The sequence below is a fragment of the Lentzea sp. NPDC054927 genome (assembly GCF_053610285.1).
Window position 1 is genome coordinate 51,694 of record NZ_JBSGXZ010000022.1, and the last position, 22,126, is coordinate 73,819.

A 22,126-nucleotide genomic window follows, 5' to 3' on the forward strand; every position below is an offset into this window, starting at 1 on the left:
ACATGAGCGTGGACGATCAGCTGGGAACCGGCGCGGCCGACCTGCGCGCGGACCTGCTGCGCCGCCGCCTCGCCGGGCGCGCCGCCGGCCGTCGCACCCGGATCGGCCAGGCCGACCGCTCCCGCCCGCTGGCCCTGTCGTCCGGCCAGCAGCAGATGTGGTTCCTGCAGAGCCTGGAACCGGACAGCGCCGAGTACGTGGTGCCGCTGGTGCTCGCCCTGCGCGGCGAGCTCGACGCGCCGAGGTTGCGGGCCGCATGGCAGCAGATCGTGGACCGGCATGAGGTCCTGCGCACCCGCTACGAACTCGCTGGCACCGCACCCCACCAGGTGATCGACCCGATCGCGCCGGTCGAGCTGCCGGCGACCGACCTCAGTGGACAGTCTGATGAGGATGTTCGCCGGGCGGTGGAGGCCGAGCTGGCCGAGCCGTTCGACCTGGCCACGCGCTGGCCGTTCCGCGCCCGCCTGCTGCGCCGGGCCGCGGGCGAGCACGTGGTGGTGATCGCCTTCCACCACATCGCCTGCGACGCCTGGTCCATCCGGCTGGTCGCCGGCGAGCTGAGCCGCGGTTACCGCGGCGAGTCCGCCGAACCGCTCGCGGTGCAGTACGCCGACTTCGCCGCCTGGGAGACCGAGCGGCTCACCGGTGACACCCTGCGCGCCCAGCTCGACTACTGGCGGTCCCAGCTCTCCGGCCTGGAACCCCTGCCGCTCCCACTGGACCGCCCGCGTCCCGCGGTGCGCGACTGGCGAGGCGATCTGGTTCCGCTGACCCTCTCCGCGGAACTGGCCGACCAGGTTCGCGCGCTGGCCACCGCCACCGGCACCACCACGTACACCGTGCTGCTGGCCGCGTTCCAGGCCCTGCTCGCCCGGCTCACCGGCAGCACCGACATCCCGGTCGGCGTCACCGTGTCCGGCCGCGGTCGTCCGGAGTTGCAGGAGCTGGTCGGCTACAGCATCAACACCCTCGTCGTCCGCGCCGCCTGGACCGGGGACCTGACGTTCCGCGGTCTGCTCGACCGCACCAGGGGCACGCTGCTGACCGCCTTCGACCACCAGGAGGTGCCGTTCGCGCGCCTGGTGGACGAACTGGCGCCCGAGCGCGACCTGTCCCGGACCCCGCTGTACCAGGTCGACTTCGTGCTGCACGAGGACCGGTCCACCGCGTTCGACCTGCCCGGTCTGGACGTCACCGCCTACTCCGGCAACAGGATCGCCAAGTTCGACCTGTCCCTCGAACTCCAGGAGACCGCCGACGGCGGCCTCACCGGTCAGCTCACCTACGCCACCGCGCTGTTCGACCGCACGACCGTCGAGCGCACCGCCGGCCACTTCCAGCGGTTGCTGCACGCGGTCACCACCGACCCGGATCGCCGTCTGTCCGTTGTGGACGTTCTCGCGCCGGCCGAACGTGCCGAGCTGCTCGGGTTCAACACCCCGGCCACGCTCGCCAGCGGCTGCGTGCACGAGCTCGTGGAGTCCCACGCCGCCACCACGCCGGACGCGATCGCCCTGTGGGACAACGGCTCCGAGCTGACCTACGCCGAGCTGAACACCAGGGCCAACCAGCTCGCCCACCACCTGCGCGCTCTGGGCGCGGGTCCGGAGGTCCTGGTCGGCGTGAGCCTCGACCGGGGCACGGACCTCGTCGTGGCGCTGCTCGCCGTGCTCAAGTCCGGCGCCGCCTACCTCCCGCTGCCTCCCGGCCTGCCCGCGGCCCGCGTCGCGCACCTGCTCGCCGACAGCGGCACCGAGCTGGTCGTCGCCACCGAGGGCGAGTTCCCCGGCGCCACCGTGGTCGACCCGGCGATCACCGGGCAGCCCAGCACCAACCCGCTGCCGCTGGCCGGGTCGGACAACCTCGCGTACGTCATCCACACGTCCGGCTCCACCGGCCGTCCCAAGGGTGTCGCGGTCACGCACGCCGCGGTGACCGGTCTGTTCTCGGCTGCCGACGCGCCGTTCCGGTTCACCGCCGAGGACGCCTGGGCGCAGTTCCACGCCTACTCCTTCGACGTCTCCGTCTGGGAGATCTGGGGCGCGCTGACCCACGGCGCCCGCCTGGTGCTCATCCCCGGCGAGGCCGCTCGCTCCCCCGAGGACCTGCTCGACCTGCTGGTGGAGCAACGGGTCACGCTGCTGGAGCAGACCCCGATGGCCTTCCGCGGTCTCGCCCGGCTGGCCGCGCAGGGAGATCCGCGGATCGACCGGCTCAGCCTGCGGGTGATCACCCTGGGCGGTGAGGCCGTGGAACCGTCCGAGCTGCGCCGTTGGGTCAGCGGCCGCCCGCTGGACCGCACCGCGCTGTACAACACCTACGGCATCACCGAAACCACGGTCACCACGACCTACCACCGGATCACCGAGGCCGACCTGGACGGCGCCGGCAGCCCGATCGGCCTGCCGTTCCCCGGCATCCCGCTGCACCTGCTGGACGAGCAGGGCGAACTGGTCCCCACCGGCGTGACCGGCGAGATCACCATCGGCGGCTGCCTGGCCCGCGGTTACCTCGGCCAGCCCGCGCTCACCGCCGAACGTTTCGTGCCCGACCCGCACGGCGCACCGGGTTCCCGGCTCTACCGCAGCGGCGACCTGGCCCGCCGCCGGACCGACGGCTGCGTGGACTTCCTGGGCCGCAAGGACTCCCAGGTCAAGATCCGCGGTTACCGGGTCGAGCTGGGCGAGATCCAGTCCCGTCTGGCCGAACGCCCGGAGGTGCGCGAGGCCGTCGTGGTCGTGCGCGCCGAGCAGCTCGTGGCGTACGTGGTCCCCACCGGCACGTTCGATGCCACCCCGCTGCGTGCGCACCTGGCCGAAGTCCTGCCGGACTACATGGTGCCCGCGGCCATCGTCGCGCTGCCCACCGTTCCGTTGACCACCAGCGGAAAGCTGGACCACCGCGCCCTGCCCGCCCCCGACCGCACCGCCTTCGCCGCCACCGGCCAGGTCACCGCCCGCACCGGGGCCGAGCAGCTCGTGGTCCGCGCGCTGGCCGAGGTCCTGGACCGGCCCGCCGGCGAGATCGGCGTCACCGACGGGTTCTTCGACCTCGGCGGCGACTCCATCCGCGCGGTCGCCTTCACCGCCGCCCTGCGCGCCGCGGGGCTGGACGTCGCGGTCCGGGACGTCTTCACCCACCGCACCCTGGCCGACCTCGCTCACCACGCCACCCCGCTCAGCACGGAAGCTCCCGCCGTGGCGCCGTTCGCTCTGCTGTCCACAGTGGACCGCGAGGCGCTGCCGGAGGGCCTGGTGGACGCCTACCCGCTGTCCCAGGTCCAGGCGGGCATGCTGGTGGAGATGCTGGTGGCGGACGAGGACAACGTCTACCACGACGTCAACTCCTTCCGCGTCCCCGACGACCAGCCCTTCTCCGCCACCGCACTGCGCGCCGCGATCGACGAGGTGATCGCACGGCACGAGGCCCTGCGCACCTCGATCGCGCTCACCGGCTACGAGGCTCCGCTCCAGCTGGTGCACGCCACCGCAGAAGCCGAGCTCACCGTTCACAGCGGAGCGTTGACCCCGGCCTTCCTCGCGGCCGAGCGGACCCGCCTGTTCGACCTGGAAACCGCGCCGCTGCTGCGGTTCGCGGTGCACGTGGAGTCGGCCACCGCCTGGCGGCTCACCCTCACCCAGTGCCACGCGATCACCGACGGCTGGAGCCTGTCCTCGCTGCTGGTGGAGCTGCTGGAGCTGTACCAGGCACACCGCGACGGCCTGCCCGTACCTGAACACGCCACGCCCGAGATCCGGTACGCGGACTTCATCGCTGCCGAGCTGTCCGCTGTGGACAGTCCGGAGCACCGCGAGTTCTGGCAGCACGTGGTCAGCGGGCACAGCCCGTTCACCCTGCCCGACGGCTGGTCCACCCCCGGCGCCGGAGACGTGCGCACCACCGTCGACCTCACCGACCTGACCGGGGACCTGCGCGCCCTGGCCGCCACCACCGGCACCTCGCTCAAGACCGTGCTGCTGGCCGCCCACCTCAAGGTGCTCAGCCAGCTCAGCACCGAGACCACCATCCACAGTGGACTCGTGGTGCACGGCAGGCTCTCCCGCACCGGCGGCGAACGGGTGCACGGCATGCACCTCAACACCGTGCCCTTCCCCGCGGTGCACGACGCCAGGGACTTCGCCGAGCTGATCGCCCGCACGCACGCCACCGAAGCCGGGGTGTGGGCACACCGCCGGTATCCGCTGCCGGCGATCCAGCGGCTGGCCGGTACCGAACGACTGCTGTCGGTGCTGTTCGACTACCAGGACTTCCACCAGGTCGGCGGCGAACTGATCGACCTGGACGGCTCGGCAGGCGCGGGCGCCAGCGAGTTCACCCTCAAGACCATCGCCGGTCCTGGCCGGATCGTGCTCACCGGCGCGCTCACCCCGGCCGCCGCGGACCGCCTGTCCGCGCTGTACCGCGCCGTGCTCACGGCCATGATCACCGGCGGCGAGGCCACCGGCTCGGTGCTGCCGGCCGGCGACACCGCGGCGCTCGTGACCGCCGGTCGAGCCGGATCCAGGGTGTGGCCCGCCGCCAGCGTGCTCGACATGATCGAGGTGCAGGTCGCCCTCACCCCGGACGCCGTCGCCGTGCGCGCGGGCGAGATCACGCTGACGTTCGCCGAGCTCGACCGCCAGGCCAACCAGCTCGCGCACCGGCTCCAGTCCCTGGGCGCCGGGCAGGACACCGTGGTTGGCGTGTGCCTGCGCCGCGGCCCGTTGCTGCTGCCCGCGCTGCTGGGCATCCTCAAGTCCGGTGCGGCCTACCTGCCGATCGAGGCGGACACCCCGGCCGAGCGGATCGGCTTCCAGCTCGCCGACACCGCCGCGCCGATCGTGCTCACCGAGACGGCCACCGCGTCCGCAATCCCGGCCACCTATGAGGGCCTGGTGCTGCCACTGGACGAGACCGACTGCTCGAAGCACCCGGAATCCGCGCCCGCGCAGGACATCGACCCGGACACCCTGGCCTACGTCATCTACACCTCGGGTTCCACCGGCCGCCCCAAGGGCGTCATGGTCACCCACCTCGGCCTGGCCAACTACCTGCATTGGACGGTGGACCGCTACGGCCGCCACGGCGAGGGCGGCTCCCCGCTGTTCTCCGCGATCGCGTTCGACCTGCCTGCCACCAACATCTACGTGCCCCTGGTCACCGGCCAGCCGGTGCACCTGATCACCGCGGAACCGGCCGAGCTGGGCCACGCCCTGGCGGAGGCAGGACCGTTCGGCCTGCTCAAGCTCACCCCCGGACACCTGGACCTGTTGGCGCACCAGCTCTCCGAGGCCGACAACGCCTCGCTGGCCGCCCGGATCCTGGTCGGCGGTGAGGCACTGCCCGCCGCCACCGCCGCCTACTGGCTGCGCGTGCTCGGCCCGGACCGGTTGATCAACGAGTACGGCCCCACCGAGGCCACCGTGGCCAACGCGGGGCACCCGATCGCGTCGCTGCCGACTGACCTCACCCAGCTCGGCGCGCCGATCGCCAACACCTCGATGCACGTGCTGGACCCGCACCAGGGGCTCGCCGCGCTGGACGTGCCCGGCGAACTGGCCATCGGCGGCGACGGCCTGGCCCGCGGTTACCTGAACCGCCCGGCCCTGACCGCCGAGAAGTTCGTGCCCAACCCCTTCGGCGCCCCCGGCTCCCGGCTCTACCGCACCGGCGACCTGGCCCGGCGCGCCGCGGACGGGCCGCTGGACTTCCTCGGCCGCCTGGACGACCAGGTCAAGATCCGCGGCTACCGGATCGAGCTCGGCGAGATCCAGGCCCGCCTCACCGAACACCCCGGCGTCCGGGAGGCCGTGGTGCTGGTGCGCGGCGAGGCACTGGTCGCTTACCTGACCGGCTCCGCGATCGACGTGGACGAGGTGCGCGCCCACCTGGCCGCGGTCCTGCCCGCCTACATGATCCCGGCCGCCCTGCTGGTGCTGGACCGGATCCCGTTGACGCCCAACGGCAAGGTCGACCACCGCGCCCTGCCCGCCCCGGACCGCGACGCGCTCACCAGCTCCGCGCAGGTGGCGCCGCGCACCGCGGAGGAGGCCCGGCTGGCCGAGATCTGGTCCGAGGTGCTGGGCATGCCGCGGGTCGGCGTCACCGACAGCTTCTTCGACCTCGGCGGCGACTCGATGCGCGCGCTGCGGCTGGTCGCCGCCATGCGCGCGGCCGGTTTCGGTTACCGGGTCAAGGATCTCTACCAGTGGAGCACCATCGCCGAACTGTGCGCGCATCCGGTCACCGAGGCCGCTCCCACCGAGGAGTTCGCCCCGGTCCAGCCGTTCGCGCTGCTCAGCGCCGCGGACCGGACCGCACTGCCCGGTGGCGTCGTGGACGCCTATCCGTTGTCGCAGGTGCAGACCGGCATGCTGGTGGAGACGCTGTCCTCAGTGGACGGTGTGGCCTACCACAACCTGAACTCCTTCCGGATCACGGACGAGCAGCCGTTCTCCCTGCCGGCGTTCTGCCAGGCCGTGGACCTGGTCACCGCCCGGCACGACGTGCTGCGCACCTCCATGCACCTGGACGGCTTCTCCCGCCCGCTGCAGCTGGTGCACGCCCAGGCCCAGATCCCGTTGCTGGTGCACGACCTGCGCGCGCTCAGCCAGGCGGAGAAGCAGCGGGCCGGACGTGAGTTCGCCATCGCGGAACGCGCCGGCGGCTTCGAGCTGACCAGTGCGCCGCTGGTGCGCATCGCCGTCCACCTGGAGTCCGACGCGGCCTGGCGGCTCACCTTCACGCACTCGCACGCGGTCACCGAGGGCTGGAGCTACCACACCCTGCTGGTCGAACTGCTGGACGCCTACCGCTGCTTCCGCGACGACCTGCCGTTGCCTTCCTACACCGCACCGGCAGCCCGCTACGCCGACTTCGTCGCCGCCGAGTTGTCCGCTGTGGACAGTGCGGCCGAACGGGAGTTCTGGCAGGGCCTGGTCACCGGCCACTCCCCGCTCACCCTCCCGGCCTCGTGGGGCGCGAAGGGCCAGGCCGAGCGCCACGTGGTCCGGGTGCCCTTCTCCGACCTGGAGCCCGGCCTGCGCCGGGTGGCGACCGCGGCGGGCACCTCGTTCAAGAGCGTGCTGCTGGCCGCCCATCTCAAGGTGATGTCGGCGCTCACCACCGAAGAAGCGTTCCACAGTGGACTCGTCTGTCACGGCCGCCTTGACGTGCCAGGCGGAGACCGGGTGCTGGGCATGCACCTCAACAGCCTGCCGCTGCCGCACACCCGCGGCGCGGGCACCTGGGCCGAACTGGTCAAGCAGGCCTTCGCCGCAGAACAGGCGATCTGGGCGCACCGGCGCTACCCGCTGCCGGAGATCCAGCGCATTGCGGGCGCGGACCGGCTGCTCACGGTCCTGTTCAGCTATCTGGACTTCCACCAGGTGGACGGTGAGCTCGTCGACCTGACCGCCGATGCCGGCACCGACCTGGGCACGGACCTGACCGCCGCGGTGAACGAGTTCGCGCTCAACGTGATCGCGGTCGGCGGCCACCTGGAACTGGCGTCGTACACCAGCGCGCTCAGTCGCCGCAACGCCGCGCGACTGGCCGGGATGTACCGGTATGTGCTGGAGGCGATGGCCGCGGACCCGCGCGGTGACGCCACCGGCGCCCCGCTGCCGCAGGGGGAGCGGGCCCGGCTGCTGATCCGCTGGAACGCCACCGACCGCGAGTTCGCCGGCACGCACACCGTGCTGGACCTGATCGAGGCGCAGGCCGCCGCCGAGCCGGACGCGGTCGCCGTCCGCTTCGGCGCGGACCGGCTCTCCTACGCCGAACTGGACCGGCGCGCCAACAGGATCGCCCACCTCCTGCGCACGCTGGGCGCGGGACCGGACGTGCTGGTCGGCGTGTGCCTGGACCGCGGGCTGGACCTGGTGCCCGCGCTGCTCGGCGTGTGGAAGGCCGGTGCGGCCTACGTCCCGCTGGACCCGTCCGCACCGGCCGAACGCCTCGCCCTGTCCCTGACCGACGGCGGCGCGGCGGTGCTGCTCACCGAGTCGCGCCACCTCGATCGGTCCGCGTCGTTCGCGGGCACCAGGGTCGCGCTGGACCAGACCGGTCTCGAGTCCTGCCCGGACACCGCGCCGGAACGGGCCACCGACCCGGCGCACCTGGCCTACGTCATCTACACCTCCGGTTCCACCGGCCGCCCCAAGGGCGTGATGATCAGCCACCAGGGCCTGGCCAACCACCTGCGCTGGGCCGCGGAGGACCTGGTGCGCACCGAGGGCGGCGCGCCGCTGTTCTCCTCGATCGCCTTCGACCTGCCCGCCACCAACCTGTTCGTGCCGCTGATGACCGGCCGCACCACGCACCTGCTGCCGGAGGACCTGGATCTCACCGAGCTGGGCTCGCAGCTGCTGGCAGGAGCGCCGTACAGCTTCATCAAGCTCACCCCCGGCCACCTGGACCTGTTGACCCATCAGCTGTCCGAGGAGCAGGCCCGCGCGCTGGCAGGGATCGTGCTGGTGGCGGGCGAGGCCCTGCCTCCCGCCACCGCCAACCACTGGCTGGCGCTGCTCGGCCGCGACCGGCTGATCAACGAGTACGGCCCCACCGAAACCTCCATCGGTGCCACCATCCACCCGGTCGGTGAGCCGCACGACAGCACCGTGCCGCTGGGCCGTCCGCTGCCCAACACCACCGCGCACGTGCTCGACCACACCGGCGACCCGGTGGCACTCGGCGTGCCGGGAGAACTGCACCTCGGCGGACTGGGCCTGGCCCGCGGCTACCTCGGCCAGCCCGCGTTGACGGCGGAGAAGTTCACGCCGAACCCGCACGGCCCGGCCGGAACGCGGTTGTACCGCAGCGGTGACGCCACCCGCCGCCGCCCGGACGGCGCGCTGGAGTTCCTGGGCCGCATCGACACCCAGGTCAAGATCCGCGGCTACCGGATCGAACTGGGCGAGATCCAGGCCCGCCTCACCGAACATCCCGCGGTCGACGACGCCGTGGTGACCACCTACGAGTCCGAGCACGGCCGACAGCTGGTGGCCTACCTGGTCGCCGCGTCCGCGCCGTCGCTGGAGGAACTGCGCGCGCACCTTGCAGCCACGCTGCCGGACTACATGGTGCCCAGCGCGTTCACCACCATCGAGCGGATCCCGTTGACCGCCAACGGAAAGCTCGACCAGCGCGCCCTGCCGGCACCGGACCGCACCGCGCTGACCACCGCCGCGCACATCGCCCCGCGCACCGCGACCGAGCGTGAGATGGCCGCGATCTGGGCGAACGTGCTCGGCCACGACGCCGGCCAGGTCAGCGTGGCGCACAACTTCTTCGACATGGGCGGCGACTCCATCCGCGCGGTCCGGCTGATCGGGGCCTTCCGCAGCGCCGGGTTCGACCTGGGCATCCAGGACGTCTTCCGGTACCGCACGCTGGCCGAACTCGCGGAGCTGGTGGCGGAGCAGGAGGAACCCGCGCCCGAGGTGACCGCGACCGAGCCGTTCGCACTGCTGTCCACTGTGGATCGCTCGATCCTGCCCGACGGGGTGGTGGACGCGTACCCGCTGTCCCAGGTGCAGACCGGCATGGTGGTGGAGATGCTCGCTTCGGCGGCCTACCACAACGTCGGTTCGTTCCGGATCCCCGACGAGCAGCCGTTCTCGTTGCCCGCCCTGCGTCAAGCCCTGGACCTGGTGACCGCGCGCCACGACGTGTTGCGCACCTCGCTGCACCTCGACGGGTATTCCCAGCCGATCCAGCTGGTGCACGCGCGCGCCGAGATCCCGGTGTCCGTGCACGACCTGCGCGGACTGGACGAGAGCGCCCAGCGCGCGGCCGGGATGGCCTTCCTCACCGCGGAGAGCGCGACCCTGTTCGACCTGACCGCGGCCCCGTTGCTGCGGATCGCGGTGCACCTGGAGTCCGACAGCGCCTGGCGCGTCACCTTCACCCAGAGCCACGCCATCACCGACGGCTGGAGCCTGAACACGCTGCTCATGGAGCTGCTCGGGGTCTACCGCGCGGTCCGTGACGGGCAACCGGTTCCCGCACATCAGCCGGCCTCGGTGCGCTACGCGGACTTCGTGGCCGCCGAGTTGGACTCACTGGCCGACGAGGACGACGAAAGGTTCTGGACCGGCGTGGTGGACGACCACTCGCCGGTCACGCTGCCCGCGCAGTGGGGAACCGCCGGCCCGCGGACGCCGCACCGGGTCCAACTGCCGTTGCGTATGTTGACTCCGGGCCTGCGTGCCCTGGCTTCTACTTCGGGCGCGGCACTGAAGAGCGTCCTGCTGGCCGCGCACCTGAAGGTGCTCAGCCTGCTCACCCACGAAGAGTCGTTCCACAGCGGACTCGTGCTGCACGGGCGACTGGAAGCCGAAGGCGGCGACCAGGTCCTCGGCATGCACCTCAACACCGTCCCGCTCCCCTACCGCCGGAGCGCTACGACCTGGGCGGAGTTGGTTTCCCAGGTCCTGGAAGCGGAAACCGCCGTCTGGGCGCACCGCCGTTACCCGCTCCCCGCGATCCAGCGGCTGGCCGGGACGGACCGGCTCGTCTCGGTGTTGTTCGAGTACCTGGACTTCCACCAGGTCGACGACTCGGTCGACGGCGACGCCGACCCCGGTCTGGACACCGGCGAAGCCGCGGTGAACGAGTTCGCGCTCAACGTGATCGCGGGCCCGGACGGATTCGAGCTGTCCACCTTCACCGACGTGCTCTCGCCGGAACGCCTCACCGCGCTCGGCACCCTCTACACCGCCGTGCTCACCGCGATGGCCGCCGACCCGCACGGCCCGGCCGAGGCCCTGCCGCCCGGTGAACTCGACAGCCAACTCGCTCTGGCCGCCGGACCCGAGGTCACCTGGCCGGAAGCCCTCACCCTGGACCTGGTCGAGGCGCAGGCGCGGCTCACCCCGGACGCCGTGGCGGTCGTCGCGGGCTCCGGTGCGCTCAGCTACGCCGAACTCGACCGGCGGGCCAACCGCATCGCGCACCACCTGCTTTCCCTTGGTGTGGGCGCGGAAACGCTGGTCGCGGTCAACCTGCCCCGCACGCTCGACCTGCTGCCCGCCATGCTCGCGGTGTGGAAGGCCGGCGCGGCCTACCTGCCGTTGGATCCCGGCACTCCCGAGGCCCGGCTGCGCGACATCGTCGAGGACGCCCAGGCCTCCGTCGTGATCACCGAGTCCTGGCTGTCCGGGCTCGCCACCTACCCGGACACCGCGCCCGTCCGGGTTCAGGCCGCCGACGCGCTGGCCTATGTGCTGCACACCTCCGGTTCCACCGGCCGCCCCAAGGGCGTGATGATCAGCCACGGCGCGTTGCGGAACCTGTTGGGCGCCTTCCGGAACCGCCTCGCGCCTGCCGGCGTGTGGCTGGCCGCGACGTCGATCTCGTTCGACATCTCCGGCCTGGAGCTGTTCCTGCCGTTGCTCACCGGCGGTCGTGTCGTGCTGGCCGCCGACGGTCAGGCCAAGGACCCGGCCACGCTGCTCGCGTTGATCACCGAGCACGACGTGGACCACGTGCAGGCCACGCCGTCCGGCTGGCGGCTGTTGCTGGCCGCCGACGCCGACCTGCCCTGGGTGACCGCGCTGATCGGCGGCGAGGCGGTACCGGTGGAGCTGGCCCAGCGCCTGCGTCCCCTGGTCCGCGAGCTGGTCAACGTCTACGGCCCCACCGAAACCACCATCTGGTCCACCAGCTACGACATCCCGGCCGACCCGGCGCACATGTCGCTGGGCGCGCCGCTGGCCAACACCCAGGTGCACGTGCTCGACCCGTCCGGCGTGCTGCTGCCCACCGGACTAGCCGGTGAACTGTGCCTGGGCGGCGCGGGTCTTGCCCGTGGTTACCTGAACCGGCCCGCGCTCACCGCCGAGCGCTTCGTGCCGAATCCGTTGGGACAGCCCGGCTCCCGCCTCTACCGCACCGGCGACCTGGTGCGGCGTGAGGCGGACGGCACGCTCGAGTTCCTCGGCAGGATGGACGACCAGGTCAAGATCCGCGGCTACCGCGTCGAACCGGCCGAGATCGAGACCCGCCTGCTCACCCACCCCTCGGTCGCCGAGGCGGTCGTGATCGTCCGCGGCACCGAGCTCGTCGCCTACGTCACCGGTACCGCCGAAACCCCGGCCGTGCTGCGCGCGCATCTGGCCGAGACGTTGCCCGAGTACATGATCCCGGCTGCCTTCGTGCACCTGGACCGGTTCCCGTTGAACACCAGCGGAAAGCTGGACCGGCGCGCCCTGCCCGATCCGGAGCGCGGCACCGGCGGCCTGGCCCCGCGCAACCCGGTGGAAGCCAGGATCGCCGCGATCTGGGCCGAGGTGCTGGGCCTGCCGGAGGCCGGGGTCGAGGACAGCTTCTTCGACCTGGGCGGCGACTCGATGCGCGCGGTCCGGTTGTCCGCCGCGTTGCGGGCCGCCGGGTTCCCGCTGGGCATCCGCGAGGTGTTCGAGCACCGCACCATCGCCGCGCTCGCCACCGCGACCGGTACCGCGACCGCCGATCCGGTGGAGCCGTTCACGCTGCTGTCCACTGCGGATCGTGCGGCGCTGCCGGCCGACGTCGTGGACGCCTACCCGTTGTCCCAGGTGCAGACCGGCATGCTGGTGGAGATGCTCTCCTCCGAGCAGCCGCTGTACCACAACGTCAACTCCTTCCGCCTGCCCGACGACCAGCCGTTCGACGAGGCCGCCTTCCGCGCCGCGGTGGCTCGGTTGAGCGAGCGGCACGAGATCCTGCGCAGCTCACTGCACCTGGACGGCTATTCCCAGCCGCTCCAGCTCGTGCACGCGCACGCCGACATCCCGGTCGCGGTGCACGACGTCCGCGACCGCTCACCCGAGCAGCTGCGTGAGCTCGGCGAGGCCTACTTCGCCGCCGAACGCGCCGGGCTGTTCGAGTTGAGCGCGGCCCCGTTGCTGCGGATCGCGGTGCACCTGGAGTCCGACAGCGCCTGGCGCATCACCTTCACCCAGCCGCACGCGATCACCGACGGCTGGAGCCTGAACACCCTGGTCATGGAGCTGGTCACCGCCTATCGCGGTGGTGCGCTGGCCGCGATCCCGGTCCGCTACGCCGACTTCGTGGCCGCCGAGCTGTCCGCCGTGGACAGTGCGGAGGACCAGGAGTTCTGGCAGTCGGTGGTGGACGAGCACAGCCCGTTGCGCCTCCCGGAAGCCTGGGCCGGTGGCGACGGCGTGATCGCCCGCAGCAGCTACGCCGACCTGGACGAGTCGCTGCGCGCCCTGGCCGGCCGCGCCAGGACCTCGGCGAAGAGCGTGCTGCTGGCGGCACACCTCAAGGTGCTCAGCCTGCTCACGCCCGAGCAGTTGTTCCACAGTGGACTTGTGCTGCACGGCCGCCTGGAAGCCGAAGGCGGCGACCGGGTGCTGGGCATGCACCTCAACACGGTGCCGATGCCTCACCAGCGCACCGCGCGCACTTGGCTGGAACTGGTGGAACAGACCTTCTCCACCGAACTCGAGCTGTGGACGCACCGCCGTTACCCGCTGCCCGCGATCCAGCGCGCCGCGGGCACGACCGGTCTGCTCCCGGTGATGTTCGACTACCAGGACTTCCACCAGCTCGACCGCGACGCGGTGGACGCTGGCGCCACGCTCAGCGACGGCCGCACCGAGTTCGGGCTGCACGTCAACGTCTCCGGCGGCGCGATCACCCTGAACGCGGCCCCCGGTGTGCTGAGCCAGGCACACGCCGACCGGTTGGCCGGCCTGTACCGCGCGGTGCTCACCGCGATGGCCGCCGACCCGCTCGGTGATCCGACGGCGCCCGTGCTGCCGCCCTCCGAACTGGCGCTGCTCGCCGAACCTGCCCCGGTCGAGGTGCCGGTTCCGTTGCGGCTGCACGAGTTGTTCCAGCAGCAGGTCCTGGCCACGCCGGACGCGACCGCGGTGGTGTTCGGCGAGCACCGGCTCAGCTACGCCGAGCTCAACGCCGAGGCCAACCGGATCGCCCACCACCTGCGTTCTCTGGGCGCCGGGCCGGAAACCCTGGTCGGCGTGTGCCTCGACCGCGGCCCCGAGCTGGTGCCCGCGATCCTGGGCGTGCTCAAGTCCGGCGCGGCCTACGTGCCACTGGAGCCGGCCAACCCGGCCGAGCGCCTGTCCCAGATCCTCACCGGTACCGGCGCTCCGATCGTGCTCACCACCAGCGGTCACACCGAGTTGTTGCAAACCATCCACAGTGGACATCTGGTGACGCTGGACGGGGACAGGACCGAGCACCCGCAGGTCGATCCCGAACCGCTCGGCGGCGTCGACGACCTGATGTACGTCATCCACACCTCCGGCTCCACCGGGCGTCCCAAGGGCGTCGCGCTCACCCACGCCAACGTGACCCGACTGTTCACCGGCACCGACGGCCTCTTCGACTTCGGGCAGGACGAGGTGTGGACGATGTTCCACTCCTACGCCTTCGACGTCTCGGTCTGGGAGATGTGGGGCGCGCTGCTGCGCGGCGGCACGCTCGTCGTCGTCCCGGCCGAGCTGACCCGCTCCCCCGCCGACTTCCTGGACCTGCTGGTGCGGCACGGGGTCACCGTGCTCTGCCAGACCCCGTCCGCCTTCCGCACCCTGGTCAGCCTGGCCGCCGACGAGGACCCGCGGGTGGCCGAACTGGCCCTGCGCTCGGTGATCCTGGCCGGTGAACGCCTGGACGTGGCCGAGCTGGCGGCGTGGACCGACCGCTTCGGCCTGCGCCCGGAGCTGGTGAACATGTACGGCCCCACCGAGACCGTGCACGCCACCCACCACCGCCTCACCGCGGCCGACCTGGACCGGCCCGCGGCGAGCCCGATCGGCCGCGCCCTGCCGGACCTGACCCTGCGGTTGCTCGACCCGCACGGCAACCCCGTGCCGCTGGGCGTGCCCGGCGAGGTGCACCTGGGTGGGGCGAGCGTGGCCCGCGGTTACCTGGGCCGCCCGGAGCTGACCGCGGAGAGGTTCCTGCCGCAGGACGGCGGCGCCCGCCACTACCGCACCGGCGACCTGGCCGTGCGGAGGCCGGACGGAGTCGTGGAGTTCCTGGGGCGCATCGACACCCAGGTCAAGATCCGCGGCTACCGGGTGGAACCCGCGGAGGTGCAGGCCGTGCTGGCCGAGCACCCCGCGGTCCGCGAGGCCGTGGTGCTGGCCCAGCCCGGCGCGGACGGTGTGCTGACCCTGGTCGCCTATGTCGTGCCCACCGGAGAGATCGATCTCGCCGAACTCCGCGCACACCTGGCCACCCGCCTGCCCGAGTACCTGGTCCCGGCCGCCTTCGTACAGCTGGACCGGATCCCGTTGACCACCAACGGCAAGCTCGACCACCGCGCCCTGCCCGCGCCAGACCGCGCCGCCTTCGCCGGAGTGGTCGGGATCGCCCCGCGCACTCCGGTGGAAGCACGGATGGCCGCGGTCTGGACCGAGGTTCTGGGTCTGGACGAGGTCGGTGTCGAGGACAGCTTCTTCGACCTGGGCGGCGACTCCATGCGCGCGGTCCGCCTGGCCGGTGCCCTGCGCGCGGCCGGGTTCGCACTGAGCATCCGGGAGATCTTCTCCCATCGCACGATCGCCGCCCTGTGCGCGCTCGCCCCTGTCACGTCCGTCGAGCACACCCCGGTCGAGCCGTTCGCACTTCTGTCCACAGTGGATCGATCCGACCTGCCAGACGACCTCGTGGACGCCTACCCGTTGTCCCAGGTGCAGGCGGGCATGCTCGCCGAACAGCTGTCCTCCGGCGGTGAGCACGCCTACCACATGGTCGGCTCGTTCCGGATCCCCGACTCGATGCCGTTCCACGCCACGGCCTTCCGCACCGCGCTGGACGAGGTCACGGCCCGGCACGAGGTTCTGCGCACCTCGATCCGCCTCACCGGCGAACCGTTGCAACTGGTGCACGCGCACGCCGACATCCCGGTCACGGTGCACGACCTCCGCCACCTGAGCGCCGAGGCCCAGCAGGAGGCCGGCGCCGAGTTCCTGGCTGCCGAGCGCGCGACCCTGTTCGACCTGGCCACCGCCCCGCTGCTGCGGATCGCGGTGCACCTGGAGTCCGCCGAGGCGTGGCGGCTCACCTGCACCCAGAGCCACGTGATCACCGACGGCTGGAGCCTGAACACCCTGCTGATGGAGGTCCTGGACCGCTACCGCGCCCACCGCGACGGCACCCCGGTCCCGGCCCACGCGACCTCCTCGGTGCGGTACGCCGACTTCGTGGCCGCCGAGCTGTCCGCAGTGGACAGTGCCGAGGACCGCGAGTTCTGGCAGCGGCTGGTCGGCACGCACGCCCCGTTCGTCCCGCCGAACTGGGGAACCCCAGAGGCACGGGAACGGCACCACCTCGTGGTCCCCTTCCCCGATCTCGCTCCCCAGCTGCGCGAACTGGCCGCCACGGCCCAGGCCCCGCTCAAGAGCGTGCTGCTCGCCGCGCACCTGACCGTGCTCGGCGCCCTCACCCCGGAGCCCGAGTTCCACAGCGGCCTCGTCCTGCACGGCCGTCTGGAAGCCGAAGGCGGCGACCAGGTGCTGGGCATGCACCTCAACACCGTGCCGTTCCCGCACACCAGGGCCACCGGCACCTGGTCAGACCTGGTCCGCCAGGTCGCGGCCACCGAAGCCGAACTGTGGGGCCACCGCCGCTTCCCCCTGCCGGAGATCCAGCGGATCGCGGGCGGTGAACGCCTGATCCAGGTGATGTTCGACTACCAGGACTTCCACCAGGTCGACGACTCGGTGGACACCGCCGCCGGTGTCGGCGCCGGCGCGGACGAGTTCGCGTTCAACGTCACCGCCACCCCCGCCCACCTGAGCATCGGCACCTTCACCGACGTCCTGGCCCGCACAGCCACTCCTCGGCTGATCGGCCTGTACCGCGCGGTCCTGACCGCGATGGCCGCTGACCCGCACGGCGACGCGACGCTGATTCCGCTGACCGAGGACGAGCACACCTCGCACCTGGCCAACGGCACGGGCGCGCACGAACCGTCTTCACCCGCCACCGTGCTCGACCTGATCGACGCCGCGGTCCTGGCCACTCCGGATGCCCCCGCGGTGATCTCCGGTGAGGTCACGCTGACGTTCCGCGAGCTCGACCAGCGGGCCAACCGCCTCACCCACCACCTGCGTTCGCTGGGTGCTGGGCCGGACGTCCCAGTCGGTCTGTTGGTGGACCGCGGCCCGGCACTGGTCCCGGCACTGCTCGGCATCCTGCGTTCCGGCGCGGCCTACCTGCCACTCGACCCGGCCGCACCCGCCGACCGCCGCGCCTACCAGCTGGCCGACGCGGCCGCCCCGATCCTGGTCACCGACACCGACCAGCCGGGCTTCTCCGGCGCCGTGGTCGACCCCGCCTCGATCCCGGGACACGCGGGCACGGCGGCTCGGCCTGGCGAGTTCCCCGGCGAGCCGATCGCCGCGCCGGAGGTCGACCTCGACCCCGCCAACCTGGCCTACGTCATCTACACCTCCGGCTCCACCGGCCGACCCAAGGGCGTCCAGGTCCAGCACGACGGCCTGGTCAACTACCTGCGCTGGGCCGCCGACACCTACACCACCCGCGCCACCGGCGGCGCCCCGCTGTTCTCCTCGCTGGCGTTCGACCTGCCCATCACCAACCTGCTGCTCCCGCTGATCACCGGCCAGCCGGTGCACCTGGTCACCGCCGAGCCGGCAGAGCTGGGCCAGGAGCTGGCGCGCACCGGGCCGTTCAGCTTCATCAAGCTGACCCCGGCGCACCTGGACCTGCTCACCCACCAGCTGTCCGACAGCCAGATCACCGAGCTGGCCGGGACCTACGTGGTCGGCGGAGAGGCTTTGCCGCCTGCCACCGCCGCGCGCTGGCTCGGCATTCTCGGCCCGGACCGCCTGCTCAACGAGTTCGGCCCCACCGAGGCCACCATCGCCAACGTCGTGCACCCGATCACCGGTACGCACGAGGGCACGGTGCCCATCGGCCGCCCGATTCCGAACACCTCCGCGCAGGTGACCGCCGCTACCGGCGACCTGGTTCCGCTGGGTGCGCTGGGCGAGTTGCAGATCGGTGGCGTCGGTGTGGCCAGGGGTTACCTCGGCCGGCCCGCGCTCACCGCCGAGAGGTTCGTGCCGGACCCGTTGGGGGAGCCCGGTTCCCGGCGTTACCGCACCGGTGACCTGGCTCGCCGCGAGGTCGGCGGGGTGCTGGACTTCCTGGGGCGCATCGACTCCCAGGTGAAGATCCGCGGTTACCGGGTCGAGCTGGGCGAGGTGCAGACCGCGCTGGCCGAGCTGGTGCGGGAGGCGTTCGTGCTCGCCCGCGACGGCGTGCTCATCGCCTACGTGGTGGCCGGCGGCGAGACCGGTGACCTGCGGGCCCGGCTCGCGGAGTCGTTGCCGGACTACATGATCCCGGCCGCGATCATGCGCCTGGACGCGCTGCCGCTGACCCCCAACGGCAAGGTCGACCAGCGCGCGCTGCCGACCCCCGACCACCAGCTCGCGGGACAGGTCGCGCCGCGCACTCCGCTGGAGCAGCGGATCGCCGCGCTCTGGGCAGAAGTGCTCGGGTATGCCGAAATCGGGGTGCGGGACAACTTCTTCGCCCTCGGCGGGGACTCCATCCGTGCGCTGCGGCTGTCCGCAGCATTGCGGGACAACGGGATCGACCTCGGGCTGCGCGAGATCTACCGCCTGCCCACGGTGGCAGGGTTGGCCGAGCTGGCCGCCGGGGCGGACCAGGTGGAGGCCTGGACCGCGGTGGCGCCGTTCGCGTTGATCAGCGCCGAGGACCGGGCCGCGCTGCCGTCCGACGTGGTGGACGCGTACCCGATTTCCCAGGTGCAGACCGGAATGCTGGTCGAGATGCTGGCCGGCGGTGGGCGCAACAGTTACCACAACGTCGGTTCCTTCCGGGTGCCCGACCGGACGCCGTTCGACGCCGGGCGGTTCCGGGCCGCGGTGGACTCGGTGCTGGCCCGGCACGACATCCTGCGCACCGGCTTCCACCTGGCCGGGTACTCGCAGCCGTTGCAGCTGGTGCACGCGCGGGTCGAGGTGCCCGTCACGGTGCACGACCTGCGTGGGCAGGCGAACAGGACGAGCGCGGCCGAGGAGTTCCTGGCCGCGGAGAACGCCCGGCCGTTCGAGCTGACCGCCGCACCGTTGCTGCGGATCGCCGTGCACCTCGAGTCCGATGACGCCTGGCGGCTCACCTTCACCCACTGCCACGCGATCACCGACGGCTGGACGCTGCACACCCTGGTCGCCGAGCTGCTGGACGCCTACCACCAGCGACCCGCACCCGAGTCCTCCGCCGTGCGGTACGCGGACTTCGTGGCCGCCGAGCTGGCCTGCCTGGACAGCAAGGAGGACCAGGCGTTCTGGCAGGAGATCACCGACACGCACGCCCCGCTCACCCTGCCCACGGCCTGGGCCGACCCGAACGGCAGCCGGCTGGACACCTACACCGCCAAAGTCTCCTTCGCCGAGCTGGGCACCGACCTGCGCGAACTGGCCCGCAGCGCGCGGACCTCGCTGAAGTCGGTGTTGCTGGCGGCACACCTGCACGTGCTCAGCACCATCACCCTGGAACTGCGGTTCCACAGTGGACTCGTGCTGCACGGCCGGCTGGAAGCCGAAGGTGGCGACCGGGTCCTGGGCATGCACCTCAACACCCTGCCGCTGCCGCACGACCGCACTGCCCGCTCCTGGCTGGACCTGGTCCGTCAGGCGCACGCGGCCGAGGCGGAGATCTGGGGCCACCGCCGCTACCCGATGCCCGCCATCCAGCGCGCGGCCGAGGCCGAGCGGCTGATCACCGTGCTGTTCGACTACCTGGACTTCCACCTGGTGGACGAATCCACTGTGGACAGCGGCGCCGGGCTCGGCTCCGGTGTGAACGACTTCGCGCTCAACGTGCTCGCCACCGGCACTGGCCTCGCCCTGGTCACCTCGACCGAGGTGCTCAGCCGCACCGCCGCGGAAGAGCTCGCCGCCCGCTACCGGGAAACTCTGGCCGCGATGGCCGCGAACCCGCACGCCCCAGTGCTGGCACCGGCCGACCCCGCGGCACTGGCGGCCGGTACGGGCTCCACTGTGGACGTTCTCAGCAGCACGCTGGAACTGTTCGAGGGCCAGGCCGCGGCCACCCCGGGCGCCCTTGCCGTACGCACCCACCAGGGCACGCTGACCTATCGCGAACTCGACGAACGCGCCAACCAAATCGGCCACCACCTGCGCGCGCTGGGCGTCACCGCCGAGTCGATCGTGGGCGTGGCCCTGGGCCGTGGCCTGGACCTGCTGCCCGCGCTGCTCGGCGTGTGGAAGGCGGGCGCGGCCTACCTGCCGCTGGACCCGTCTCTGCCCGCGGACCGCCGCGAGCACATGATCCGCGACGCGGGTGCCGAGGTCGTGCTCACCACGGCCGACTTCGCAGACCACCCCGGCCACACCGTCCTGCTCGACCTGATCGACCTCGCCGCCCACCCGGCCACCGCGCCCGAGCGGCCGGGCGACCTGGACCAGCTGGCCTACGTCATCTACACCTCCGGCTCCACCGGCCACCCCAAGGGAGTGATGGCCACCCACCGCGGCCTGGCCAACTACCTGTTGTGGACGGTCGACGCCTATGCCGCGCACGGCGACGGCGGTTCCGCGGTGTTCTCCCCCATCTCCTTCGACCTGGGCATCCCGAACCTGTTCACCCCGCTCATCTCCGGCCAGGCGACGCACCTGCTGGCGCCGGACCTGGACACCGCCGAACTGGGTGCGGAACTGGCCGCAGGAGGCAGGTACGCCTTCGTCAAGATGACCCCGGCCCACCTGGACCTGCTCACGCACCAGCTCACCCCGCAGCAGGCCCACGACCTGGCCGGCCTGGTGATCGCCGCGGGCGACGAGTTCCCGGTGAGCCTGGTCCGCCGCTGGCGCGAGATGGCGGGTGACGGCACCGTGCTGGCCACCGAGTACGGCCCCACCGAGATCACCATCGGCAACTCCGGGCAGCTGGTCACCGACCTGCCCGCCGCGGATCTGCTGCCACTGGGCGACTCCATCCCGAACACGGCCATGCACGTCTTCGGCCCGACCGGCGAGCTCGCCCCGGCCGGTGTGCCCGGCGAAGTCTTCATCTCCGGCACCGGCCTGGCCCGCGGTTACCTCGGCCAGCCGGCGCTGACCGCCGAGAAGTTCCTGCCGAACCCCTGCGGCGCACCGGGTTCCCGCATCTACCGCACCGGCGACCTGGGCCGCCGTCTGTCCGACGGCAGCCTCGACTTCCTCGGCAGGGCCGACCATCAGGTCAAGATCCGCGGCCACCGCGTCGAACTGGGCGAGATCCAGTCGCGCCTGCTCGCCCACCCGGCGATCAGCGAAGCCGTGGTGCTGGCCAGGGACACCGTCCTGGTCGCCTACCTGGTCGGCGACCAGGTCCCGGCGGACGAACTTCGCACCCACCTGGCGGAGGTCCTGCCGGAGTACATGGTCCCGGCGGCGTTCGTGCAGATCGACCGGATCCCGCTGACCCGCAACGGAAAGCTGGACCGCCGCGCCCTGCCCGCACCGGACCGGACCGCCTACGCGGGCGTTTCCGGCGTACCTCCGCGCACTCCGGCCGAGCAGCGGCTGGCCACGATCTGGAGCGAGCTGTTGCAGGTCAACGAGATCAGCGCCACCGACAACTTCTTCGCGCTCGGCGGCGACTCCCTGCGCGCCGCCCGGCTGCTGGCCACCGCCCAGCAGGCCGGTCTGCCGATGGCGATGTGGATGATCTACCAGGCCTCCGACCTCGCGGAACTGGCGGAACTGGCCGCGCCTCTGAGCACAGCGGCCGAGATGCCGTTGACCACGGATCAGCTCCGCCAGCTGGCCGACGGGTACCAGGTGCGCAGCACTCGGCTCGCGCTGTCCCGTCAGCCGGATCCGGAGCTGCTGGCCAGGGCGCTGACGGCGGTCATCGACCACCACGAGGCGCTGCGTCTGCGGGTGACCGCGGCCGAGGTCGTGTTCGCCGCAACGGGCGATGTGCCGTTCCGTGCGATCGAGGTCTCCCCCATCGAGGACCGGGCCACCGTCGTCGCCGAAGCCGTCGAGGCAGACCGCCAGGCCGTCGACCCCGTCACCGGTCCGGTGCTCCGCGCCACCCTCGTCCACTTCGGCGACGGACACGCGGACTCCGGCCA

General features: G+C 72.1%; 1 protein-coding gene (cut by a window edge). It reads left to right on the forward strand.

The window, feature by feature from the left end:
* The first annotated feature begins 2 nt into the window (after positions 1-2).
* On the forward strand, positions 3-22,126 hold the 5' portion of the coding sequence (locus ACWGE0_RS26385; RefSeq protein ID WP_452263573.1) for a non-ribosomal peptide synthase/polyketide synthase. 1,837 nt of this gene lie beyond the right edge of the window; only the first 22,124 of its 23,961 coding nucleotides appear in the window; it begins with the start codon at positions 3-5; the stop codon falls past the right edge of the window.